At 67.7% G+C, this 24,604-nt stretch carries 17 protein-coding genes, 1 pseudogene and 1 riboswitch; of the genes and pseudogenes, 4 read left to right on the top strand and 14 right to left on the bottom strand.

The features are described from left to right. Positions 1-104: 104 nt before the first annotated feature. The 7 genes and pseudogenes from ACFFGN_RS13605 to ACFFGN_RS13575 all read right to left on the bottom strand — a co-directional run bounded on the left by ACFFGN_RS13605 (position 105) and on the right by ACFFGN_RS13575 (position 11,500). On the bottom strand, positions 105-572 hold the full coding sequence (locus ACFFGN_RS13605; protein ID WP_380047181.1) for a CinA family protein: 468 nt from the start codon (positions 570-572) through the stop codon (positions 105-107). Between the two features lie 408 nt (positions 573-980). Continuing rightward, positions 981-1,601, bottom strand: coding sequence for a CDP-diacylglycerol--glycerol-3-phosphate 3-phosphatidyltransferase (gene pgsA / locus ACFFGN_RS13600; RefSeq protein ID WP_380048726.1), 621 nt, complete (start codon positions 1,599-1,601; stop codon positions 981-983). Positions 1,602-1,837: 236 nt separating this feature from the next. Next, a pseudogene (locus ACFFGN_RS13595) lies at positions 1,838-3,472 on the bottom strand (MiaB/RimO family radical SAM methylthiotransferase); the annotation flags it as partial. Between the two features lie 550 nt (positions 3,473-4,022). Continuing rightward, the gene (locus tag ACFFGN_RS13590) at positions 4,023-4,775 is read right to left on the bottom strand and encodes a helix-turn-helix domain-containing protein (RefSeq protein WP_380047179.1); all 753 of its coding nucleotides are present in this window, start codon (positions 4,773-4,775) and stop codon (positions 4,023-4,025) included. A 42-nt stretch (positions 4,776-4,817) separates the two neighbouring features. Beyond that, a complete protein-coding gene (locus ACFFGN_RS13585; RefSeq protein ID WP_380047177.1) occupies positions 4,818-5,345 on the bottom strand; it encodes a hypothetical protein in 528 nt (175 codons plus the stop codon). Between the two features lie 58 nt (positions 5,346-5,403). After that, entirely contained in the window at positions 5,404-8,070 is a 2,667-nt protein-coding gene (locus ACFFGN_RS13580; protein WP_380047175.1) for an FtsK/SpoIIIE family DNA translocase, read from the bottom strand. A gap of 73 nt (positions 8,071-8,143) precedes the next feature. Beyond that, on the bottom strand, positions 8,144-11,500 hold the full coding sequence (locus ACFFGN_RS13575) for a glycoside hydrolase domain-containing protein (protein ID WP_380047173.1): 3,357 nt from the start codon (positions 11,498-11,500) through the stop codon (positions 8,144-8,146). 190 nt (positions 11,501-11,690) lie between these two features. Between ACFFGN_RS13575 and ACFFGN_RS13570 the strand changes: the two genes are divergently transcribed. After that, positions 11,691-12,473 carry an AraC family transcriptional regulator gene (locus ACFFGN_RS13570; RefSeq protein ID WP_380047171.1) on the top strand — a complete coding sequence of 261 codons (783 nt, stop codon included), beginning with the start codon at positions 11,691-11,693 and terminating at the stop codon, positions 12,471-12,473. 9 nt (positions 12,474-12,482) lie between these two features. Here ACFFGN_RS13570 and ACFFGN_RS13565 read toward each other — a convergent pair whose 3' ends face one another. Further along, a complete protein-coding gene (locus ACFFGN_RS13565; RefSeq protein WP_380047169.1) occupies positions 12,483-12,995 on the bottom strand; it encodes a MarR family winged helix-turn-helix transcriptional regulator in 513 nt (170 codons plus the stop codon). Positions 12,996-13,090: 95 nt separating this feature from the next. Here ACFFGN_RS13565 and ACFFGN_RS13560 point away from each other — a divergent pair, with 95 nt between their 5' ends. Continuing rightward, entirely contained in the window at positions 13,091-14,023 is a 933-nt protein-coding gene (locus ACFFGN_RS13560; RefSeq protein WP_380047167.1) for an NADP-dependent oxidoreductase, read from the top strand. A gap of 12 nt (positions 14,024-14,035) precedes the next feature. Here the strand turns inward: ACFFGN_RS13560 and ACFFGN_RS13555 are convergent, their stop codons facing one another. Continuing rightward, entirely contained in the window at positions 14,036-14,560 is a 525-nt protein-coding gene (locus ACFFGN_RS13555) for a DinB family protein (protein ID WP_380047165.1), read from the bottom strand. 140 nt (positions 14,561-14,700) lie between these two features. Continuing rightward, positions 14,701-14,814: riboswitch (SAM riboswitch) on the top strand. A gap of 14 nt (positions 14,815-14,828) precedes the next feature. Between ACFFGN_RS13555 and ACFFGN_RS13550 the strand changes: the two genes are divergently transcribed. Then, positions 14,829-16,193: an aminotransferase class V-fold PLP-dependent enzyme gene (locus ACFFGN_RS13550; protein ID WP_380047163.1), complete on the top strand. Its 1,365-nt coding sequence runs from the start codon at positions 14,829-14,831 to the stop codon at positions 16,191-16,193. Positions 16,194-16,263: 70 nt separating this feature from the next. On the opposite strand, the gene ACFFGN_RS13545 is transcribed toward ACFFGN_RS13550, so the two are convergent. Then, positions 16,264-18,351, bottom strand: a complete 2,088-nt coding sequence (locus tag ACFFGN_RS13545) for a prolyl oligopeptidase family serine peptidase (RefSeq protein WP_380047161.1) — start codon at positions 18,349-18,351, stop codon at positions 16,264-16,266. A gap of 60 nt (positions 18,352-18,411) precedes the next feature. Next, positions 18,412-19,944 (bottom strand): alkaline phosphatase D family protein, encoded by a 1,533-nt coding sequence (locus tag ACFFGN_RS13540; RefSeq protein WP_380047159.1) that lies wholly within the window; start codon positions 19,942-19,944, stop codon positions 18,412-18,414. Between the two features lie 131 nt (positions 19,945-20,075). Here ACFFGN_RS13540 and ACFFGN_RS13535 point away from each other — a divergent pair, with 131 nt between their 5' ends. Continuing rightward, positions 20,076-20,624: a hypothetical protein gene (locus tag ACFFGN_RS13535; protein WP_380047157.1), complete on the top strand. Its 549-nt coding sequence runs from the start codon at positions 20,076-20,078 to the stop codon at positions 20,622-20,624. 24 nt (positions 20,625-20,648) lie between these two features. Here the strand turns inward: ACFFGN_RS13535 and ACFFGN_RS13530 are convergent, their stop codons facing one another. The 3 genes from ACFFGN_RS13530 to dapA are packed head-to-tail and all read right to left on the bottom strand — an operon-like array spanning position 20,649 to position 24,296. Next, positions 20,649-21,635, bottom strand: a complete 987-nt coding sequence (locus ACFFGN_RS13530) for a LacI family DNA-binding transcriptional regulator (RefSeq protein ID WP_380047155.1) — start codon at positions 21,633-21,635, stop codon at positions 20,649-20,651. A 55-nt stretch (positions 21,636-21,690) separates the two neighbouring features. Beyond that, positions 21,691-23,385 (bottom strand): ribonuclease J, encoded by a 1,695-nt coding sequence (locus tag ACFFGN_RS13525; protein WP_380047153.1) that lies wholly within the window; start codon positions 23,383-23,385, stop codon positions 21,691-21,693. Beyond that, positions 23,382-24,296, bottom strand: coding sequence for a 4-hydroxy-tetrahydrodipicolinate synthase (gene dapA / locus ACFFGN_RS13520; RefSeq protein WP_380047151.1), 915 nt, complete (start codon positions 24,294-24,296; stop codon positions 23,382-23,384). The genes ACFFGN_RS13525 and dapA overlap by 4 nt, the downstream gene beginning before the upstream one ends. Positions 24,297-24,604 lie beyond the last annotated feature (308 nt).

The raw sequence follows: 24,604 nt of genomic DNA, 5'->3' as shown, positions 1-24,604 counted from the left end.
ACCCAGCGTGGCCACCAACGGTACCCGTTGCCGGGTCACTACTTATCGCAACGTCCAAGAACGGTGTGCCGCGCCGTGTCGGACTCCCTGTCTCCATGGTGGTCCTAACGCGCGGACGGCTCCGGTTCTTCCTCCAACAGTTCTACCGCGAGGGAGAGTACCGCCTCCACACTGCCCCGCCGAACAGCCAGTCTGTCTCCCGCGAGTGACAGGCGCTGGACCTTCACCTCGGCCGGACCCGCGACCGCGACATAGACCGTGCCGGCCTGGATCCCGTCCTGTGGGTCGGGCCCCGCCACACCGGTCGTCGCCAGCCCGTAGGTGGCGCCTAAGCGTTCGCGGACGCCCTTGGCCATCGCGACTGCGGTATTGGCGTGTACCGGCCCGTCAGCAGTCAGCTGATCGGCCGGTACGGCGGCCAGGGTGGACTTCAGGTCGGTCGCGTACACGATGACGCCGCCTCGATAGACGGCAGAAACGCCCGCGATATCGGTGAAAGCCGCGCCGACGAGCCCACCTGTCAGCGACTCAGCCGTGGCCACGGTCGCTCCCGCGTCCCGGAGCAACTTCACCAACTGCTCGACCGCAGGCGACGTTTCCCCCTGCTGCGACCCACCAACGACCTGACCGGTCAACTCTGCCTGCCTCTCAGCCTCACCCGACTACACCCTTGCAAGAACAACTCGCCGGCCACGCTGTGGCCGCCGGCTACAGCGTTCGACCGCCGTCCCCTCGGCACCGTACGCCTGTCCGGCGCGCCCGGTGCCCATTCCCCCGCTACCTACACCAGCTTCGACGACATCACGCCTATCCCCGCGGCGCCAGCCCCTGCACCGTGGCCGACAACACTTCCGTCTCCCTAGAACTTCGCCCCGAAGTCACCAGCCCTGCCATGGACGACCCGGCGGTCCCCGCGGGACCGACCTTTCCTGCGATGGCCAAGGGCGCCTCGGCGGGAGGCAGCGTGATCATGGGCCGCGTCAGGGGATCGGGTGTTTGGCCGCGGCGCGGAGGCGGACGGCACGGCCTACGTAGTCGAGGCCGGTCACGACTGTCACCAGGACGGCGATACCCATCACGATGACGGCGGTCCAGTGCAGGAGCGCGAAGGACTGCCACGGAAGGAGGTACAACCCCAGTGCGATGGCCTGCAGCACCGTTTTCAACTTGCCGCCACGGCTCGCGGGCATCACGCCGTGCCGGATCACCCAGAACCGCAGGACCGTCACGCCCCACTCACGGACGAGCACGACCACGGTCACCCACCAAGGGAGGTCCCCCAGTATGGACAGACCGATGAACGCCGCACCCGTGAGCGCCTTGTCCGCGATCGGGTCCGCGATTTTGCCGAAGTCGGTGACGAGGTTCCAGCGCCGGGCGATGTCGCCGTCGAACCGGTCGGTGATGATCGCGACGAGGAACACCCCGCCCGCGAGCAGCCTGGTGCCCGTCTCGGCGCCGGCGTCGCGAAGCAGCAACCAAACGAACAGCGGCACCATCAGGAGCCGGAGCACGGTCAGCGCGTTCGCCACGTTCCACGCACTGGGCGCACTGATCTGGCCGGCACCGGCGGTACGCGGTACCGGGTTCGTCGGGGGCATCGTCACGCGGTCAGGTTAGCGGCCACAGGCGCACCCGTCGCCGCCTCGCCGACCGTTGAGTTCGCCACGCCACGCGGGGCGGGTCCAGCCGAGTCGCGCGCAGACGACTCAGCCACGTCCGACGCAGAGGTACCGGTCGCATTCTGCGCGGAGGCACCGGTCGCGTCGGCCGGGGTCGACGTGGTGAGAGGACTAGACGGTGCGGGACGGGTTGGCGCCGTGACAGCGGTGAACTCGGCGATCAGATCGACGCCCTCGGTGTCGACGACCGTGGCGGTGACGAGGTCGCCGATGGCAACGGTGTCCGGGATGCCGGTGAGCGTGGTGCTGCCGTCGACCTCCGGGCCCTGGTGGGCGGCGCGGCCTTCGGCGGTGCCGTCGTCGTCGAGGGACTCGATGAGGACCTCAACGGTCTCCCCCAGGCGCGCCTCGGCACGCTCAGCGGTGACCTCCTCGGCCAGCCGGCTGACCCGGTCGAGCCGGGCGGCGATGGTGTCCTCGTCAAGCTTGTTCTCGTAGGTCTCGGCCTCGGTGCCGTCCTCGTCGGAGTAGCCGAACACGCCAATGGCGTCGAGGCCCGCCCGGGTGAGGAAGTCGCAGAGGATCTCGACGTCTTCCTCGGTCTCGCCCGGGAATCCGACGATGACGTTGCTGCGGATACCCGCGGTCGGGGCCGCGGCACGGACCTGCGCGATCAGTTCGAGGAAGCGTTCGGCGTCACCGAAACGGCGCATCCGGCGCAGCAAGGGGCCGGATGCGTGCTGGAAGGAGAGATCGAAGTACGGAACGACGCCCGGTGTCGTGGTCATCGCCTTGATCAGGGTGGGGCGCATTTCAGCCGGCTGCAGGTACGAGACACGCACCCGGGTCAGACCTGGCACGCTCGCGATCTCGCCGATCAAGGTTTCCAGTAGGCGGAGGTCGCCGAGGTCCTTGCCGTAGGAGGTCGAGTTCTCGCTGACCAGGAAAACTTCGCGGACGCCGTTCTCACCCAGCCAGACGGCCTCGCCGAGCACCTCAGTCGGTCGCCGGGACACGAAGGCGCCACGGAAGGCCGGGATCGCGCAGAACGCGCAGCGGCGGTCACAACCCGAGGCCAGCTTGAGCGGTGCGACGGGACCGCCGTCGAGCCTGCGACGTACCACTCGCGGGCCGGAGGCGGGCGCCTTCAGGAGATCCGGGGCCTCGATGGTGAGATCGGCCCGGGCGTTGGCAAGAAGGGCCTCGCGGGCCTCCTGGGAGCTGCTCTCCTCGCTCGTCAGGGGCATCGCCTTGCCCTGACCCGGCGACACGTCACCAGCCGTCACGGCGGACGCGGCGGCGGTGGCCCCCGACTGCGCAGCGGCCGTCGTGGAGCCGTCGGCCGTGGCGTTGGCGTTGGCGTCAGGAGCGTGCGGGTTTCCGTGGCCGGGAATGGCTACGCCTGCAGCGCCCGCGCGGTCGGCAGGGGCCAGCGGGAGGAGCTTGCGGCGGTCGCGCGGCGCGTGGGAGACGTGCTGCTCGCCGGCCAGGATCGACCGGAGCCGGTCGGAGATGTCGGCATAGTCGTCGAAACCCAGTACCGCGTCGGTCTCGGGCAGGGCCTCGGCCAACTGCTCGCCGTACCGCTCCGCGAGGCAGCCGACCGCGACGACGGCCTGGGTGCGGCCGCCGTTCTTGTAGTCGGAGGCCGCGAGCAGGGTGTCGACGGAGTCCTTCTTCGCGGCCTCGACGAAGCCGCAGGTGTTGACCACCACGGTGTCGGCATCGGCGGCGTCGTCGACGAGCTGGAAACCGCCCGCCTCCAGGCGGCCGGCCAGTTCCTCGGAGTCGACGTCATTACGGGCACAGCCCAGCGTGACCAGGGCGACGGTGGTGGGAGTGGTAGTCATCGCTCCCGAGTATGACTGCTCACGCTCCGCCAGCCCAACCCGAACGACCCCAACGGCACACCCCGTGACCCCACGGCGCGCCCGGATAACACGCCCGCGCCCGCGGGCACACGCAGACCCGACCACTCGCGACCCCCGCGCCCGCCCGCGCACACGTACGCGCGCTCAACCCCGACCACTCGTGGCAGAGCCGAACCCGGGCACCGACAAGTCGGCGACACGACCCTGTACGCCGGCCGACGTACAGGGGCACGAGATCGCGAGGACCAGCACCAACGAGTAGCGGCGCTCGACGCAAGGCCCGAAGACCGGCGCGAGTGTCGAGGTGGCTACAGGTGGAAGCGCGGACGAGCGTCGAGAGGCGACAGGTAGACGAGGCTGGGCTGGACGCGTCCTGCGGTGGCGGGCCCAGCTTGGCGACAGGGCTGTCTCGGCGACTGGCCAACTCGGTGCTGGGGCCGGCTCCCAACTCGGTGGTGGGGCCGGCTCTGTGACGGAGCCGACTCGGTGAAAGGCCTGGGTGATGGGTCTGGGTGGTGGCCTGGGGTGGTTAAGGGCGGGCTTCGATTTTGCCGGTCAGGGTTACCAGGTAGCGGGGAACTTTGGGGTTTACCAGGCGGCCGTTGACGTAGACGCGCACGTTTTTGGGGAGGGCGATGTCTACGCGGATGGCGCCGCCGTACGTCATCGACTGGGTTGAGCCCGAGCGCAGGATGCCGTCGAAGAGGCGTCCCTTCTTGATGTTGCGCAGTGAGACGTAACTGCCCTCGCCCATTCCGGTCAGCGTCACCCGCACGGTCTTGGGCGCGACCGGCTTGGTCGCGGTCTTGCGGACCGTCGGCTTCGTGACCGGCTTTTTCGGGATCACCTTCGTCACCACGGCCGGACCAGGCGTGTTCTTGGAGGCGTTGGCCTCGACGTCGTTCGGCAGCGTGAACAAGCGGACCATGCCCCAGCCGAGCAGGCCGACCAGGATGGCGCCGAGTACGACGGCCCAGCGCGGGCGGGCCGGATGCACCGTGGGCGGCTTGGCGTCGGCGCGTTCCTCGCGGCGGCTGCGATCCACCTCCGGCTCGGCCTGTTGCGCGTTGAACGACTCGATCAGCGGCGCGGGATCCGTGTTGAGCACCTTGGCGATCGACCGGATGTGCCCGCGGGCGTAGAAGTTGCCGCCGCAGCGGACGAAGTCGTCCGCCTCCATGGCGGTGAGCAGACCGGGTCTGATCCGCGTTGCCGCGCTCAGCTCCTCGATCGTCAGCCCAGCCCGTACGCGGGCCGCCGTGAGCTCCTCACCGACGCTCACGTCCCCACCTTCCTCTCCACCGTCAGGACGGTGTGCCCCCGCTCAGAGCTGCTCCCTGATCGGGCAGCGGCCATCGGCCAGGTGGCGCAGAACCGCGAGCACGTCCCCGTCCGACGGCCTAGCCGTCAGACCGAACGGTACCGCGAGTGACGATCCGGTCAACCGACGGTTAGCATCCGCGAGCTTGTGGGCCCTGCCGGTGAAGCCCGCCACGACCGGTCCCGGGTCCTCCAGATGCAGCGCGATCCGGCCGTCGTCGAGCACATTGCGGCGCGGCAGCACGGTCACTTCCTCAAGTTCCTCCCAGCGTGCGCCGATCCACTGGTCACCGGCGCGCAGGCGGATGCCGACCTCGTCCGCGACCAGCAGCGCGCTCACCAGCAAGGCACGGCCGGCGACCAGCGCGAGCGCCGCGAAGGCCGCCGCCGCGATCCAGCGCAGTACGCCGCCGGGAGTGGCAGAGGCGGTCATGACGAACCCGATGGTGACCAGGACGCCGCCACCCGCGATCAGCCCGTGCAGCAGGTACGACGAGCGCACGGTGAACTCGTACGCCGTGGGCTCGGCCACGGGTACACCCGGGGAAGGGATCGCGACCGGACTGGAAGTAGGAGCGGACATCACAGCATCACATCCCTCGCAGAGTGGCGATGAAATCCTCTAACTCGTCCGGCTTGACCAGTACGTCGCGGGCCTTGGAGCCTTCGCTCGGCCCGACCACGCCCCGGCTTTCCAGAATGTCCATCAGCCGCCCGGCCTTCGCGAAGCCGACCCGGAGCTTGCGCTGCAGCATCGAGGTTGAGCCGAACTGCGTCGACACGATCAGCTCGGCCGCCTGGCAGACCAGGTCGAGATCGTCGCCGATCTCGTCGTCCAGTTCCTTGGCCGGGCCCGTCGGCGCCGTCAGGTCCTCGCGGTAGGTCGGCTGCAGTTGTTCCTTGCAGTGCTCGACGACCGCGCGGATCTCGTTCTCGGTGACCCAGGCGCCCTGGATACGCATCGGCTTGCTCGCGCCCATCGGCAGGAACAAACCGTCACCCTGGCCGACCAGCTTCTCCGCGCCCGGCTGGTCCAGGATGACCCGGCTGTCGGCCAGCGACGAGGTGGCGAACGCCAGTCGCGACGGCACGTTGGCCTTGATCAGGCCGGTGACCACGTCGACCGAGGGTCGCTGGGTGGCCAGCACCAGGTGGATACCGGCGGCCCGGGCCAGCTGGGTGATACGCACGATCGAGTCCTCGACGTCGCGCGGCGCGACCATCATCAGGTCGGCCAGCTCGTCCACGATCACCAGCAGATACGGATACGGCGTGAGCACGCGCTCGCTGCCCGCGGGCGGATGCACCTTGCCGCCGCGCACCGCCTTGTTGAAGTCGTCGACGTGCCGGAATCCGAAGGCCGCGAGGTCGTCGTACCGCATGTCCATCTCGCGCACGACCCACTGCAGCGCCTCGGCCGCCTTCTTGGCGCTGGTGATGATCGGCGTGATCAGGTGCGGAATGCCCTCGTAGTTGTTGAGCTCCACCCGCTTGGGGTCGACCAGCACCATCCGGACCTCGTCCGGCGTGGCCCGCATCAGGATCGAGGTGATCAGCGAGTTCACGAACGACGACTTACCCGAGCCGGTGGCACCGGCGACGAGCAGGTGCGGCATCTTCGCCATGTTCGCGACGACAAAACCGCCTTCGACGTCCTTGCCCAGCCCGGCCACCATCGGGTGGTGGTCATTGCGCGCCGTTGCGCTGCGAATGACGTCGCCGAGGCTGACGATCTCCTTGTCGGTGTTCGGGATCTCGATACCGATCGCGGACTTGCCTGGGATCGGCGACAGGATCCGCACATCGGCCGAGGCGACCGCGTACGCGATGTTCTTGCTGAGCGCGGTGACCTTCTCGACCTTGACCGCGGAGCCCAGCTCGACCTCGTACCGGGTGACTGTCGGGCCACGGGTGTACGCCGTGACCTGCGCGTCGATGCCGAACTGCTCGAACACCTCGCTCAGCTTGCCCACGACGGCGTCCGACGCCTTGGTCCGCGGCTTGTGCACCGAACCCGGCTTCAGCATCTGGCCGTCGGGCAGCGTGTAGGTGATGTCGCCGGACAGGCTGAGCTGCTCGACCCGCTGCGGCAACGGCGTATGCGGCGGCGGCTCGGCCTTCGCCGAGTCCTTCTTGCCGCCGGAGCCGCCGGAGCCGCCCGAGCCACTCGCACCGCCGAAAGGTGCCGAGCCGATCGGCCCAGAGCCCATCGGGTTGATCTCGGTATCCGCGTCCAGGTCGTCGGCCAGCGGCTCGATCGGCTCGGCCGCCGCCTTGGACTTCTTGCCGCGCTTGAAGATCTCGCGACCCTCCAGCACCGGCGACTCGTACGGCTTGTCGCCAACGAACTCGTCGTCCTCGTCGAGCTTCGCCCGCTTGGACTTCCGGCTGGGCTTGCCCGTCTCGGCCCGCTCCGCCTCGTCCGCGGCGAGTGTCTCGGCTGGGATCTCGGTCCGGCCGAGCAGTACGTCCATCGCGGCGCGGACGCGCAACGGAATGGCGTGCACGGGAGTGCCTACCACCACCAGCGTGCCGAAGATCGTCAGTAGAACCAGCAGCGGCGCCGCGACGTACTGCGTGAGCAGGTCGGACAGGAAGGACGAGACGAAGTACCCGATGCCGCCACCGGCCTCGGCGAGCGTGCCCTCGGAACTCGGCGCGCCAGGGCGGGGAATGCCGTTGGCGATGTGGACCAGCCCGAGCACGCCCAGCGAGACCGACACCCAGCCGATCACCTGGCGGCCGGCGGGCCCGTTCCGGTCGGGATGGCGCAGCGTGCGCCACGCGACCAAGACCAGCATCAGCGGAATGGCCCAGCCGAGCAGGCCGACGCTGCCGCTGACCACGGTCCGGATCACGTCGCCGACCTTGCCCGGCAGTTCCCACCAGACGGAGGCGGCGACCACCACGGCCAGGCCGATCAGGGTCAGGCCGACGCCATCGCGGCGGTGCGCGGGATCGAGGTCACGGGCGCCTTGGCCGACGCCGCGCACGATGCCACCGATCAGATGCGCAAAACCGAGCCAGCAGCGGATCAGGAACCGGCCCAGGCCGAGCATCGCGGCCGCGAAGGGACCTGCGCCGGACTTGGGCGCGGCCGTACGCGCGGCAGGGGTACTACCGCGCTTCGAGCTCTGCCCACGCTTCTGGGCGCCGGACGGTCGAGCGCGTCCACCAGCGGCCGCTGTCCCGGTGGTACTCGGGCGCCGAGCCGTCGACTTCCGCGCCCGCGCCGGGGAAGACGTGCGGGTCGCCATGTCTAGCAGGCTACCCCGACAACCACTGCAGTCCCATGTGTCACACGCCGATCACACGGTCCCATCCGTACCGTCACGACGCCGCAGCAGCGCGTACCTGCAGCTCCGACAGGCCCACGTTGGCGCCTCTCCCGTCGGTCACCTGGAACCGCATCCAGCTGACCGTCTTGGCGGGGAACTTCACGCTCAAGCCGTCCCCGTCGGCCGGTATCCCCGTCACCGGGACCGAGGTGCCGTCACTGAAAGTCAGCGTGCCCGCCCGCGCGTCGTCGAACGGGTTGTTCCGGTCGAACAGCACCACCTCGCCGATGGTCCGCGCGGCCGGCCAGTCCAGCCGCACCCACGGGTTGGATTCACCCTTCGAGGCCCATTCGCCGTTCTGCCACTCGTTGGTAACGTCGTCCCTTACCTTGGCGGCCGCGTACTGCGCGGAGTATTCGGACGAGGCGCTGGCGGTTGCGTCCTTCGCGAGATTGCCCGTCAGCTGGGTGAACTTCAGCCAGTTGACGTTCATCGAGCCGGTGTAGCGGACGTAGACCTTGTGTACGCCGGCGGGAGCCGTCAGCGTCACTCGGTTGGTCGCGAACGTCTGCCAGCCACCGGTATTCGCAGCAGCCACCGAAGCGAGCACGGGTCCCGTCGGGCTATCGAGTCGCAGCTCGACGCCAGTTCCGTTCCAGACGGTTCCCGCCCGCAGATCGAAGCGGACCGAGCCACCGGCGCCGAAGTCCACACGGTCGTAGGAGATCTCGTCGCCGATACCGCCGCCACCAACGTGCTGCCCCCGGCCGAGGTCGCTGGTGTCCTCACGCCAGACTCCACGCTGGCTACTGAAGTTCTCCGCCTCGATCGTGTCGTAAGCGCTGATGGTCTTGTCGGCGACTGCCTGGCCTGCGGCGGCCCTGACGAGCTGGTCGTGCTTGTCCGCGAGGTACGACGTATCCACGGGCGGGTTACCGGCGACCCGGTCCTGGGCGGCATCACCGGCCGTCGGCGCCACCGCTTCCACGAGCTTCGCCGCTAGCGCGGGATCGCGCTTCTTGAGGATGGCCAGCAGTTCGTACTCCTCGGCACCGTCGCGCATCGCGTCGTGCCGCAGGGTTCCGATGAAGGTGTTGTTGGCCGCGTCGGGATAGACCACTGAGGTGTCCCCCGGCGTCGCCCACTCCGCAACCGGCTCTTTCCAGTTGCTGTACGCCCAATAGAGGGTGCCCGTCACGCCGTTGGCGAAGTTGAACCAGTTCATGAAGCGCATGCGCGGCAGCGGCATGTCGATGAACCTGTTGTAGAACTGCCCGCGCGGAACCGTGCAGATGTACGTCCACACCTCGTCCCCCTTGGCCTGCCGGCCCTGGTAGAACTCGCGGTCGGCGACGTACTGGTTGAGCACCGGTACGTAGACGTTGAGCCGGTCTTCGAAGGTCCCGGTGGACAGGCTCGGCGGGTAGTTCAGCGTGGTCGTGATCTTCACCCCTGCCAGGTGGACCTTCACCAGCTCGTCGTACGCCCTGCGCCAGGTGTCGTACATGCCCGTCGTATCGGGTTCATCGCTCATCGTCTGGTACCACCGGCTCAGCCAGCCCTTCTCGACCAGGTGAGCCCGCAACGCGGTGAGGTACTGCCTGCTGAAGTTCTTCGCCTCAGCCGTCTCGTAGTCCAGGATCTGCTTCACGGTCGTACCACCGGAGTTGCGAAGGCCCCAGATCCCGTAGCGGCCTCCACCCGGCTTGAGCAATAGGTTCTCGCCGATGAGCGTTTTGACCACTCCTGCATCCAGGAGCATCTGAACGACCTCATCGAACCTTTCCCAGCGGAAAGTCACCGTGCCGTCTGCGGCGACCTTGGAGCCGCCATCCGACAACAAGTCGATAGTCGGGATCCACTGGCCGTTGGTTCGGTGCTCTTTCAGATCGGCCAGGAACTTCTGCATCAAGGCACGCCATTCAGGGCTGTACTGGACGACGCCTGGGTAGTACATCGGGATCTGGTCACCGGTGCCTTCGAAACCGAACAACTGGGTGTAGTTCGCATAGGTGAGCGCCGAGTCGGCTGGCTCGGGCAGAGTCACGTCTGCGACCTCAACCCGAATCGGCACCCGTACGTCGCCTGCGCTGGTCGAAACCGTCGCGGTGCCCTGGTAGATCCCGGGCGCGGTCTCGGCCGGCACGAATACCGTGACCGAGATGGCCTGCGTGGTGTTGCCGGGAACGGCCCGACTGCGATCGTTCAGCAGGAACTCTGGGAAGTACCCGGGCGCCTGGCGGCTCGGATTCGCGGTGTAGTGCGAGTTATGGGTCAGATAGATGTAGTCGACGAACTTCGAGCGCAGGTTGGCGGCCGCGATTCGCTGGCTACCGGCCACGAGGTCGGGCAGGGTCACCGACTGGATGTCGAAGGCACCGGCCGAGCGCATCGCGATCTGGCCGAACTCGTACTCGTTGCGCGCCGCAACAAGATTGATCGCCCGGCCCGATTGCGGGGTCGCGGTCGAGTCCTTGAAAACACTCGCCATCGATCCCTCGGTCCAGGTTGCGGGTAGCCCGGGCGCGAGCGCCACCAGGCTCAGGTCGTCGCCGTAGGCCGTGTTGCCCACCGAATGCTTGAAGAAATAGATGATCGCCGAGGTCGAGGCCGGACCGGTCGTGAAAATGACGTCACCGCGGGTGTATTCGGCCGAGGTGAACTTCGTGTTCGCCTCGGTTCCACCGTAATTCTTGACGCCGATCCATACCTCTTGGGCATCCGTTTTGGCATAACCGCTCAGCCGGTATTTGGTGTTCGCGCGCAAACCGGTCACCGTCTGCTCGAACGTACCCTCGCCGCCACTGATGCGGGCCGCCTTCGCGCCCGACCTGGCATTGCCGGCGACCACGTCCGAGTTGTTGGTACCCCACCCGTCGATGCCGTTCTCGAAACCACCGTTCGTGGCGAGCTCGTCCGGGCGCGGCTGGCTCTGCACGAGCTCGAAGTCGTCCCCATAGGCGGTGTTGCCGGTCGTCGCCTTGAAGAAGTAGACGATCGCCGTCCGCTGGCCGTCGCCCGTGGTGAAGGTGACGCCGCCGCGGCTGTACGACGCGGACGTCATCCGGGCGTTGACCTCCGGCCTTCCCGCGCCGTAGTTCTTCACGCCCAGCCACGCCTCCTGCGAGTCCGTCTTCACATAGCCGGAGAACACGTAGGTGGTATTGGGCAGCAGGTCGTAGACCACCTGCTCGAACCCGGCTTCACCGCCGGCGAGACGGGCCGCCTTCGTACCGCTCCGGGCGTTGCCCTGTTCGACCGTGCCGTTGAACGTCGACCAGGTGAGCGCACCGGACTCGAATCCGCCGTTACGGACCGCGGCACCGCTCGGCACCGCGACCGCCGTGGGGCCAGGCATGAGCAGGAGGCACAGCAACAGCGCGAGCAGCAGGGCTAGGAACCGTTTCATGGCAAGGACTCCGGTCTGGCGGATGGCGAGTGCTACGAGCATTGCCGGGGCCGAGCCACTGAACTAGCAGCGCATCATCGTGTACTTGTAAATTCTTGATGTGACCATCGCCCTGCGTTACGAATTGACATCGTTCGGGCGGCCTTTCCACGCAGCTCGAAACTGGTACGGCCCACACGCAAGGGATTCCGTGCCCCACACGCACGCGAATTTCCACGAACTGATGGGTGTCACCGGCGGCCGCGGCAAGCACCTTCTCGGCGCTGGCAAGGCCGTTCCACTGGAACGCGGCGACATCGTCCTGGTCCGGTCCCGGGACAGCCACAGCCACACCGGGGCGGGTTCGGAAGGCCTCGAGTTCGTCAATGTGTCGTTCCCGAGTTCGGTTTGGCACGGCTTTCTCGACCTGACCCGGACGGACCCGACGGGCTCCTGGGAAGCAGCGCCGGAACCGGTCATGTGGCGTGCCCTGGTCGGCCGCGAGGAACAGGCCCTTGGGTTGTTCGAGACTTTGGTGGAGCGGTTCGACGAGCTGCCGACGACGTACGACCTGCTGCGGTTCTGGATCGACCTCCTCCCCCTGCTGGCGCAATCAGGTGTGCCTGAACGAGGTGGTGACGACACCACCCGGCCTGCCTGGCTCGTCAGTACCTGCGCCGCGATGCGCAGCGAGGCCAACCTGCGCGGCGGCGTACCGAGAATGCTGGAGCTGGCCAACGTCAGCCCGGCGCACCTGTCCCGGTCGATGCGGTCGCACTACCAGACAACGCCGGTGAAGTTCGTCGCAGCTCTCCGGATGGAGCACGCGGCGGCCCTGCTCCGGACCACCTCCGCCCCGGTCGCGGCGATCGCCGAACGTTGCGGATTCGCCAGCCAGTCGTACTTCGCGAAGGTCTTCGCCGAGACCCACTTCGTCTCACCCCGCGAGTTCCGCCGCCTGGCGCAACTCCCCGGCGTCCCCGGCCCCGGCTGAACCCGCGGCCTAGCCGGAGGCCCGCGCTGTACGGGATGAACGCGGCGCCGCGGATCGTGGCGGCGCCGCGCGCATGCCGTCGCGGACGCGACCCAGCACCTCGGTGAGTACGGCGAGATCGTCGGCCGACAAGTGGTCCAGGAACAGCTCGCGCACCACATCGATATGCCCAGGCAGGACCCGGAGCAGCAGCGCCCGGCCCTCTTCGGTGATGGTCACGGTGGTACTGCGCTCGTCATCCGTGGAAGGACTCCGGCTGACCAACCCGGCTTTCTCCAGCACGCCCGCCTGATACGTGAGACCACTGCGGCTGTACACAACACCATCCGCCAGATCGGTCATCCGCTGCTGCCCGCCGGGTGCGTCGTTCAGCCTTGCCAGGATCTGGAACTGCACCCAGCTCAGCCCGCCGTCCACGCGCAAGTGCTGCTCGACGGCGTGCTGCAACAGGCTGCTGACCTCCATCAGGGCGAAGTACCCGGCCAGCTGAGCCGGATCCAGCGGTCCGCCTTTGCGCGTCATGACCAGCACCCTACTTGCTTCGAATTCAAAGCGTGCTACCGTCGTTCATGTGCTTCGAATTCGAAGCAACTTCCGCCAAGCAAGGAGACCGCATCATGAAGGCAGTGCGCTACCACCAGTACGGCGACAGCGAGGTCCTGCGATACGAAGAGGCCGACCGGCCGACGCCTGGACCGGGCCAGGTGCTGATCCAGGTCGCCGGGATGGCGTTCAACCCGGTCGATGCGGGCATTCGCGGCGGTTACCTGCGGCAGGTGTTCCCGCTGGAGTTCCCGCACATCCCCGGTCACGACGTGGCGGGCACGATCGCGGAGCTCGGCCCGGGCGTCGTGGGATACCGGGTCGGCGATCCGGTCATCGGGTTCCTCCCGATGACCGCGAGCGGCGCCGCCGCCGAGTTCGCGCTAGCCCAAGTCGAGGCGTTGACCGCCGCGCCGGGCAAGGTCGATCTCGCGGACGCCGCGGCCCTGCCGTCTACCGGATTGACCGCATGGCAGGCGCTGTTCGAGCACGCGGGACTGCAGGCGGGACAACGGATCCTCATCAACGGCGCGAGTGGAGCAGTCGGCGGCTTCGCCGTACAGCTGGCCAAACAGGCGGGCGCGGTCGTCATCGCGACGGCAGGCCCGCGCGGCCTCGAGAAGGCCCGCGCCCATGGTGCCGACGAGGTCCTCGACTACACCTCGGCGTCGGTACCGGCCGCGATCACCGAACCGGTCGACGCCGTTCTCAATCTGGCACGGCTCGACCAACCGCAGCTACACGAACTCCTGGATCGCGTGCGTCCTGGCGGCGTTTTCGTCACGACGGTTCCGCCCGGGCTGGAGAGCGTCGAGGGCGACGTTCGCGCGGTGACCATGTTCGTTCGCAGCGACGTCGGTCAGCTCGCCGGGCTGGTCGCGAAGGTCGACGCGGGCGAGCTACGGATCGACGTCAGCGCGCGCTACCCGCTGGCCGAACTCGCCAGGGTGCACCAGCTGAGCGACGCGGGCAAGCTCCCCGGCAAGGTCGTCGTCACACCTGCCTAGACCCTGAATGCATTAAGCCCCGGTGACGCCGTCGAGGCGCTCGCGGACCATGTCGGCGTGGCCGCAGTGGCGGGCGTACTCCCCGATCATGTGCAGGTAGATCATCCGCAGCGACGCCTCCTCCCCCTTCAGGTCGAAGCGCTCGTCCAGGTCATATCCCGCCGCGGCCTCGTCCGACAGCCGCCATTCTTCGATCAACTGCTCGTACTCGGCTTGGGCGCGGGACGCGTCGAGCAGTTCGAAGTCCGCATCCTTGCCGAGTTCCGGGTCGAACAGCGGCTCGGCCGGCTCGAATCGCCCGGCGGCGAAGTTGCGGCGGAACCAGATTCGCTCCACCTTCGCGAGGTGCCGGATCAGGCCCAGCAGCGACAACGTCGACGGCGACGCGGGTCGCTCGGCCAGCTGTTCGGCCGTCAGCCCGGCGCATTTGTAGAGCAACGTCGTGCGGTAGAAGTCGAGATAACCCGCCATCAGCTCGCGCTCCCCCGCGACGAGGGAGCCTTCCGGCCGGGTGATTTCGGGCGCTGTCCAGGTCATCCGCGCATCCTCTCCGCCACGTCGAGCCGGCGCCAGCGAGATTCGCCCGCACGCGTGACGTCTCACGATACGGAGGTAAATCCCAACTAGTGAGATTGTCACTGGCGCGATCCCGGGGCGATTCGTTACCGTCTTCGGCAGGTCATGAGCGCCAGCGTCAAGCCCCGGCTCGCTGGCCGGCAACCCTCCTCCGCGGTGGGGTGCCCCGGGTGAGGACCAGGCCGTCCGGACACCCCGGTCGGCAAGCGCGGACCACCGGGAGGTCTCCATGTCCATCCTCTCCATCCTCGAACCGTCGCAGACCGCTGCGGCCCGTCCGGCCGTCACCCGCCGCTTCACCGGCGGCATTCCCGCCACGGTCGCGACGGATCTGCTCGTGCCGCTGGCCGACGGCCGCGTCACGGATTACGCGAACTTCGACCATGGCGCGAGTGCCCCCTGTCTGGAGTCGGTGCGAGCCGCGGTCGAGGCAGCCCTGCCGTCGTACGCGTCGGTGCATCGCGGCAACGGCTACGCCTCGCGCATCACCACCCAGTGGTACGAGCGCGCCCGCGCCGAGGTACATGCGTTTGTCGGCGCCCGGTCCGACGACCAGGTGGTGTTCACGCGGCAGACCACCGACGCCCTGAACCTGCTGGCGCGATGCCTGCCGAGCAACGCCACGGTGATCGTGTTCGAGACCGAGCACCACGCGGCGCTGCTGCCCTGGCCGGCCGAGCGTACGGTCCGACTGGCCGCGCCGGACTCCCCCGCTTCCGCGGTCAGCGCCGTCGCCAACGCCCTTCGCGAGGCGCCGGAGGGTCCCCGGCTTGTAGTCGTCACAGGCGCCTCGAACGTGACCGGCGAGATCTTCCCGGTAGCCGAGATCGCCGCCGTCGCGAAGGCCCATGGCGCGCGGATCTGCCTCGACGCGGCGCAGCTGGCTCCGCACCGCGTAGTGGACATTGCCGCGCTTGAGGTCGATTGGGTCGCACTGTCCGGTCACAAGCTCTACGCCCCGTACGGCGCTGGCGCCCTCGTCGGCCGGGCCGACTGGCTCAACGCGGCCAACCCGTACCTGGCGGGTGGCGGCGCCACCTCGGCCGTTACGGGCGACACGACCGTTTGGAACGAAGGGCCGTCCCGCCACGAGGGTGGCTCGCCCAACGTCATCGGCGCGATCGCGCTCGCTGCAGCGTGTGCGGCGATCTCGAAGCACCGCGACGCGATCGAGCAGCACGAGCAGTTCTTGCTCGGCCGGTTGCGCGACGGCCTTGCCAACATCCCAGGCGTCAAGACCTACTCGCTGTTCGGGCACGACGCCGACCGCGTCGGAACGGTCACCTTCACGATCGAAGGCCTGACGTCCACTCTGGTGTCGGCAGCGCTCTCCGCGGAGTACGGGATCGGCGTACGGGACGGCAAGTTCTGCGCCCATCTCCTGACGGGCCACCTGCTCGCAGGTGATCCGACAAGTTCCACGGCCGTTCGCGCCAGCCTCGGCCTCGGTGTCACCCGCGAGCACGTCGAGCGCCTTATCGAGGCGATTCGCACCCTTGCCACGAAGGGCCCGAAGTCGGCGTACCTGGAGTCGGCGGAAGGCTGTCAGCCCGTCACCGACCCGCGCGATCTCACCGCCCCGCAGATCTGGTAAGTCCCGCTACCGCCTTCGCCGCAGACTCGACCTCAATCGTGCGCGCGGGGAAGACCGCGCGGGAACCGCGTTAGGCCTCCGTCGGCCGCAGACCCGTATAACCAGCCGCGAAGGCCAAGAGGTCTGCCCACTCGGAAGCAACCATCGCCAGCGGTTTGCCCATGCCATGTCCGGCGTCGACCTCGATGCGCGCGATCACCGGGTTGTCGCCGGCTTGGGCGTGCTGTAGCGCCGCGGTGAACTTGTGGCTGTGCAGCGGCACCACGCGATCATCGTGGTCCGCTGTCATCACCAGCGTCGGTGGGTACGACGTACCGGGCTCAAGATTGTGCAGCGGCGAGTAGGCCAGCGCCGTACGGAAATCCGCCTCGTCGTCGGGCCGGCCGTAGTCGGATGCCCAGGCCGCTCCGATCGTGAATTTGTGGAAGCGCAGCAGGTCCATCACCCCCACGCACGGCAGGGCCGCCGCGAACAACTCGGGCCGCTGCGTCATCACCGCGCCCACGAGCAGGCCACCGTTGCTGCGACCATGAATCGCCAACTGGGCGGCGGTGGTGACACCTGTGCGCTGCAGCTCCTCGGCTACACCGATGAAGTCGTCGAAGACGTTCTGCTTCCGGTCGAGCCTGCCCGCGTCGTACCACTCGCTGCCGAACTCACCGCCTCCCCGCAGGTTGGCCAGGACGAGCACACCACCTGCGGCAAGCCAGGCGGACCAGCCCGGGCGGTAGTCCGGGACCAGCGGGACCTTGAACCCGCCATAGCCGTACAAGAGCGTCGGCCGCGGCTCGGCGTAGTCCAGGTCGGCCCGAGTCACCAGGAAGTACGGGACGGGCGTGCCGTCCTTGCTCGGCGCCGACGCCCTCGTGACGGTGATCTCGGGTGGTACGAAGTCGGTCGAGGTGGTCGGCACCAGCTCGGGCAACCGCCTCACCTCGCCAGTGGTCGCGCTAACGACCGAGGCCTCTACCGGCGCCGTGAGCGACGACAGGCCGACGAAGACCTCGTCCACACCAGGCTTGGCGTTGATGCCGACCAGCGCCCCGCCCGCTACGTCGATCCGGCGGCTGTTCGAACCGTCCAGCGCATGCAATTCCACCACCGGCAGAGCGTCATCGAGTGACACGGTGACCAGGCCGTCCCCGGCGCCGAGCGCGAACTGCAACTGGCTCTCCCCTTCCGGCACCACCTGCTCGAATACCACCGGGCCGTCGGTGATCAGGCACGACACCAACCGCCTGCGCGGCGCGTCCAGATCGGTGCTGAGAATGGCGCGACCCCCAGCCATGCGGACAAAGGTCGTCTCCGCAACGGGCTCGTCGATCGTCTTCACCGGCTCACCGAGCGAGCTACGGCCGTTCACCGTCGTAATCGGGTAGAACCACAGCCGGTTGCTGTGCGCGGTTCCTTCGGCGATGTGCACCACGACGTACCGATCGTCGTCCGAGACCTTCGGAAACATCACCAGCTGAGGGTTCTCCGGGAACTCCAGAACGAGCTCATCGTCCGCCTGCGGCGTTCCAACGCGGTGCAGCTTCAGTTGCGCGCCGGACAGCTTCGAGGTGTCCGTGCCTTCCGCAAGACCCGTGGTCGGGTAGTACAGGTACAAGTAGGACGAGCTGTCCGGAAGCCAGGTGGCCGCGCTGAACTTCGTCTCGGTGATCTTGTCGTCCAACTCGTCACCAGTCGTCAGATCGACCAGCTGCAGCCTGTTCCAGTCGCTACCACTCTCGCTGATTCCGTAGACCACGTAGCGCCCGTCGTCGCTGACCGAGTAGCTGCTGAGTGAATCGGTTCCATCCTCCGACAACTCGTTCGGGTCGATCAGGACCCGTCCACCGGCCAGAAGTTCCTCCAGCGACTCCGCGACGTACAAGGTGTCCTGGGCCTTCGTGCCGTCGTTGCGGCTGACGAAGTACCAGCCCGCCTTGTACGCCGGTACGCCCGCGCGAGGGCGGCTCACGATGGCCGACATGGCCTGATGGAACCACTCGCGCGCGGGCAGTTTCGCCAGCACTGCCGAGGAAAACTCGTTCTGGCGGCGGACCCAGTCCCGGGTCTCGTCCGAGTCCGGATCCTCCAGCCAGCGGTACGGATCGGCGATCTTGTGACCGTGTAGGTCCTCGACTACATCAGCGCGGCGGCTCTCCGGGTACATGGTCCTAACTTAGTGGTCTGCACAATGAGCGCCGAAGAAATTACGGCGCAGACCACTTAGTCACCGGGAGGGTTGCAGGTCCTTCTGCCAGAGCACGGCGCCGGCCATGTCCCGCAGTGAGGCCTGGAACACCTTGCTGTACGGGTCGATCCGCACGTGCCCGAAGAACTGACGGCCGTCGCTCGGCGGCTGGTTCGCGTACTCGGCGGCCCGGACGAACTCCACCTTCGGCCCGAAGGTCGGGTCGAGCTGGTTCGGCCCGAAGGTGCCTGCGTTGATCGGACCGGCCACAAGTTCCCAGAACGGGTCGAACGCCGTGTACGCGGCCCGGGCCGGGTCGTAATGGTGTGCCGCGCAGTAGTGCACATCCGCCGTCAGCCAGACGGTGTTCCGTACGTGCCGGCGCTGGAACTGCGTAAGCACCCAGGCGATCTCGGTCTCGCGCCCACCGGGTGAACCACCTAGACCGTTCGCAACGCCCTCGATCTCCGTGCCGTCCGGGACGAGCAGTCCGATCGGCATATCGCTCGCGATGACCTTCCAGGTGGCCCGGGATCGCGAGACCTCGCGTACGAGCCACTCGGCCTGCTCGGCGCCAAGGATCGGAGTAGCGCCTGCAGTCGGCGACGGGTTCTTCTCGCGGTACGTGCGCATGTCGAGGCAGAACACGTCCAGCAGCGGGCCGTAGCTCACCTTGCGGTAAAGGCGGTTCCGCCCGGCCGAGTGGTCGATCGGCAGGTACTCGTCGAACGCCTGCCTCGCCCGGGTGGCAAGCACATCCACCCGCTTCTCGGTGTAACGCGGGTCAGTGAGGATCTCGCCCGGGTACCAGTTGTTGGTGGTCTCGTGATCGTCCCACTGGCTGACGATCGGCACCTCGGCGTTCATCGCCCGTACGTTCTCGTCCAGCAGGTTGTAGCGGTAGCGGCCGCGGTACTCGTTGAGGGTTTCGGCCACCTTCGAGACCTCTTCGGTCACCAGGTTCCGCCAGACAGTGCCGTCGGACAAAGGCACTTCGGCCTGGATCGGGCCGTCGGCGTAGATGTTGTCGCCGGAGTGCAGGAAGAAGTCGGGCGCGGTGCGATGCATCGTCCGGTACGCCGTCATGCCACCGCGATCCGGGTTGATCCCCCAGCCCTGGCCGGCGGTGTCCCCGGTCCAGACGAAGCTCACGGGCCGGCGCGGACCGGGCGTCTGGAAGTGGCCCTCGACAAGTTCGCCCCGGCGGCCCCGCTCGTCCTCGAAAGCGATCCGGAAGTCGTACCGCTGGCCGGCCCGCAGACCCCGCAATGGCAACTGGGCGGTGAAATCGGCGTTCGGCCCGGTCACAGGGCCACGCAGGCGAATCGCCCGGTCGAACCGCCCGTGGCTGGTCAGGTCCACCAGCATTCGCGCCCGCCGATCGGTGCGCGACCACAACACCGCCGAGTGCGGCGTCACATCACCTGATGCCACGCCGAACGGCACACGGGGCAGATCCCGTCGTACGACGGCAGCGGTCCTCGCAACCGCACCGGCGGTGAGGCAAGGAACGGTCAGGGCGGCACCAAGGGCGGCGGATCCGGTCAGCAACCGGCGGCGACTCAAGTTCATGACCAAAACCTGACCCGTCAGCATGACCACCGGGTGAACAGCGATCGACCTTTGCGCTGGTAACACTGCCCACCGGGACACGCTGGCCGAAGCACGGAAACACACGGCGGAATTCGCTACGCTGAGTGATTGTGACGATCGAAGCCGTGACCACTCCGGAGACCACCCGAAGCCCCGAGCAACTGGCTCGCGACGAGATGGTGGGCGACCTGGTCAAGCTGGCCTACCGGATGCATACCCGCCGTCCCGGCAGCCTCGGACAACGCCTGGCCGTTCGCAAGTTCCGCCGCAAGCTGCGGGTGGCGATGGTGCGGATGCAGTTCGCCGAGCGGCCCGAAATGGTTCAGGCGGTTCGGGCCCAGCTCGACGCGCTCTACCGCTGCGTGCACGGCACCAGCGAAACGGCCGTCGCCAAGATCCAGGTCTGGCCTCGGCCGCAACGTCCTCTCGACTCGGTGCAGGTGACCCGGTCGCGCAAGCGCGTCACACGTCGCGTTCGCAGTGACCAGGAGGTCCTCGACCAGTACGGCGAGCAGCTGCTCAACGAACTACGCGAGTCCGGCACGTTGAGCCGCTACCGCGTCGAGAAGGTCTGCCAGGTCACCCACCGCCAGGCCGAACGCGTCCGCACCTCGGTCCGCGCCAAGCTGCTGCTCCAGGACTCCGAACAACTCGTCTGAAGGTCAGCCAGGCGCGGAGCCGCTTCAGGCGGGCGGGGGGATCTCGCCGGAGCCGCGGATGGTCAGTTTGACCGGGACACGAACGGTACGGCTGGGGCGGTGCGGTTCGGGTAGACGCTCGGTCATCAGCTGGATCGCCGTACGCGCCATCACGTCGGCCGACTGGGCCACCGCGGTCAGGCCCGGGCTGAGCAGATCGCCGAGAGCCAGGTCATCGAAGGACACCAGGGCGACCTGATCGCGACGCCCGGCCAGACCGCGCAGAACCTCGGCCGTGGTCATGTTGTTCGCGCTCAGGATGGCCGTCGCCGGTTCCGGCCGGTCGAGTACGGCGGACAGGGTGATGCCGATGCCCTCGGTGGTCGGCTCGGACAGGTGGACCAGGTCCTCGTCGACGTCGATCCGGTGCCGGGCCATCGCCGCGCGATAGGCCACCACCCGCTCGCGGGCGGTGAAGATGCGCTCGTCGTCACCGAGGTACGCGATCCGCCGGTGGCCCTGCCGGACCAGGTGGTCGATCGCCTGGTCGATACCGCCCGCGTTGTCCGCGAGTACGGCGTCGGCCTCGATGCCGTGCGCGGGCCGGTCGATCGTGACCACGGCCATACCGGCGTCGACGTGCGGCGCGAGGTACTCCTGGGTCTCACCGATCGGCGCCATGATCAACGCGTCGGGCCGCCGCGCCACAAATTCCAGGCAGACGTCACGCTCGCGCTCGGGGTCTTCGTCGGTGAGGCCGATCATCACCACCGAACCACTGCCCCGGGCCCACATCTCGACGGCCCGGCCGAGCGAGGCGAAAAACGGGTCGCCGATATCGCGAATCACCACCGCGATCGTGCCGGTCCGCCCACGCCGCAGCATCCGGGCGCTCTCGTTCGGCGTGTAGTTGAGCTCCTTGATCGCGGCCTGCACCTTGGCGGTCAGCTCCGGGCTGACGTTCGGCTCCTCGTTGACCACGCGCGAGACGGTCTTGAGGGCCACGCCGGCCCGGGCCGCGACCTCTTTCATGGTGGGCCGACGTTGCCCCGCCACCCCGTTCGGTCCACCCATGCTCATGGCGCCCTCAGCTCTCTACGACAACCGGGATGATCATCGGACGGCGGCGGTGGGTATCACTGACCCACTTGCCGACAACCCGCCGAATCAACTGCTGCAACTGGTACATGTCGTCCACGCCGGTACCGATGGCGCGCTCGATCTCGGCCTCGATCCGCGGCTTGAGGCCATCGAAGATCGCGTCGTCCTCGGCGAAGCCGCGAGCATGGATCTCCGGTCCCGCGGCCAGTTTGCCGGTCACGGAGTCCATCACCGCGATGACCGAGATGAAACCCTCGTCACCGAGAATGCGGCGGTCCTTCAGCGAACTCTCGGTGATGTCACCGACGCTGGAGCCGTCCACGAACACGTAACCGCAGTCGACCTTGCCGGCCACCACGGCCGTGCCGTCGACCAGGTCGACCACCACGCCGTCCTCGACCACGACCACGTTCTCCGCCGGTACGCCGGTCTGCCGGGCGAGCTCGGCGTTCGCATGCAGGTGCCGGATCTCACCGTGCACGGGCATCACGTTGCGCGGCTTGACGATGTTGTAGCAGTACAGCAACTCCCCCGCGCTCGCGTGCCCGGAGACGTGCACAAGCGCGTTGCCCTTGTGTACGACGTGCGCGCCGTGGCGGGTGAGGCCGTTGATGACGCGGTAGACCGAGTTCTCGTTACCGGGGATCAGTGAGGACGCCAGCACGATGGTGTCGCCCTTCTGGATCTCCACCACGTGATGGTCCTTCGCCGCGATCCGCGACAGCGCGGACATCGGCTCGCCCTGGGACCCGGTCGAAACCAGTACAACCTGGTTCGGCGGATAGTTCTCCAGGTCGCGCATGTCGATCAACGTATCGCCCGGGACATGCAGATATCCGAGGTCACGAGCGACGCCCATGTTGCGAACCATCGAGCGGCCGACATACGCCACCTTGCGGCGGTGTTTCACCGCGGCGTCCAGCACCTGCTGGACCCGGTGCACGTGCGAGGCGAAACAGGCCACGATGATGCGCTGGTTCTTGGCGGTGGTGAAGACCCGGTCCAGCACCGGCGCGATATCGCGCTCATGGGTGGTGAAACCCGGCACCTCGGAGTTCGTCGAGTCGGTCATGAACAGGTCGACACCCTCCTCCCCCAACCGGGCGAAGGCGCGCAGATCGGTGATCCGGTTGTCCAGCGGCAACTGGTCCATCTTGAAGTCGCCGGTGTGCAGCACCATGCCCGCGGGCGTGCGGATCGCGACCGCCAGCGCGTCCGGGATCGAGTGGTTCACCGCGACGAACTCGCACTCGAACGGCCCGAACCGCACGATCTCGTTCTCGACGACCACCTGCTGCGGCACATTGCGGTGGCGGTGCTCCTTGAGCTTGCCCTCCAGCAGTGCCAGCGTCAGCTTCGAGCCGACCACCGGGATGTCGCCGCGCTCCCGCAGCAGGTACGGCAGACCGCCGATGTGGTCCTCGTGCCCGTGGGTGAGCACAACGGCCTCGATGTCGTCGAGACGATCCCGGATCGGCTGGAAGTCCGGCAGGATCAGGTCCACACCGGGCTGGTTCTCGTCCGGGAACAGCACACCGCAGTCCACGATCAGCAACTTGCCGTCGAACTCGAAGACGGTCATGTTGCGGCCGACCTCACCGAGGCCGCCGAGCGGAATGACACGCAGGCCGTTCGGCGCCAGCGGTCCGGGTTCGCTCAGTTCGGGATGCGGGTGGCTCATGCAATCAGTCCTGCCGTTTTGAGGTCGGTGGTCAGCCAGTTGATCTGCTCGTCGGTCGCCTCGATCAGCGGCGCGCGCAAGCTGGAGTGCTCGAGTACGCCCTGCAGCTTCAGCGCCGCCTTCACCATGATGGCGCCCTGGGTGCGGGTCATGATGGCGTCCACGGCGGGGATCAGCCGCCGGTCGATCTCGCGCGCCTTCGCCAGGTCGCCGGCGTCCACCGCCGCGATCATCTCGGCGTACTGCGCGGCGGCGACGTGGCCGACCACGCTGGCGATACCGATCGCGCCGATCGACAGCCAGGCCAGGTTCAGCTCGTCGGCACCGCAGTAGTAGTAGAGATCGGTGTTGGCCAGCACCTTCGTGGTGGCGGCGACGTCGTACTTCGCGTCCTTCACGGCGACGATGCGCGGGTGCTCCGCGAGGGCCAGCAACGTATCGGTCTCGATCGGTACGCCGGCGCGGCCGGGAATGTCGTACGCCATCACGGGCAGGCCGGTGGCGTCGGCGATCGCGGTGAAGTGCGCCTTGATCCCGGCCTGCGGCGGCTTGTTGTAGTACGGCGTGACGACCAGCAGGCCATCCGCGCCGGCGGCCTCGGCGGCCCGGGCCGATTCGATGCTGTGCGCGGTGTTGTTCGATCCGGCGCCGGCCACGATCTTCGCGCGATCCCCGACCGCGGCCACGACCGCACGCAGCAACTCGGCCTTCTCGGCATCGCTGGTGGTCGGCGCTTCACCGGTGGTACCGCTGATGATCAGGCCGTCGTTGCCCTGGTCGACCAGGTGGTTCGCGACCTTCTGCGCAGCGTCGAGATCGAGCGAGCCGTCGGGCCGGAACGGGGTGATCATCGCCGTCGTCACCCGGCCGAATGGCGGGCTCGCTGGGGCGGAAGTTGCTGCAGAGGACATAGGCGAAGGTTACCGCTCCACGGCCTCGGGAAATGAGTAGGCCTGGTAGCTGTCCGCTCGGGGGTCCGGGCAGCTACCAGGCTCACTCGTCCTATCGGGACAGCCCCCAGAGGCGTTACAGCTTCAGAGAAAAAAGTTTGAAATTTCTCCGACTTTCACAATGGGTGATCGACTGCTCACATCTGGTGGGGAAAGTGGTGATCGCGTCAGCTATCGCCTGTGGGATCGGCGGGGTGCTCGTGTCCCGAGGACCCGACTGGTCGTTCAGCCGGACCGGCTGGTCGTTGAGCCGGCCCGGCTGCCGGGTT

The sequence above is a fragment of the Kribbella deserti genome, from assembly GCF_042434725.1.
GTDB classification, from domain to species: Bacteria; Actinomycetota; Actinomycetes; order Propionibacteriales; family Kribbellaceae; genus Kribbella; species Kribbella deserti.
The sequence above is the reverse complement of the archived record's forward strand: the minus strand, read 5'-3'. Positions and strand labels throughout refer to the sequence as shown.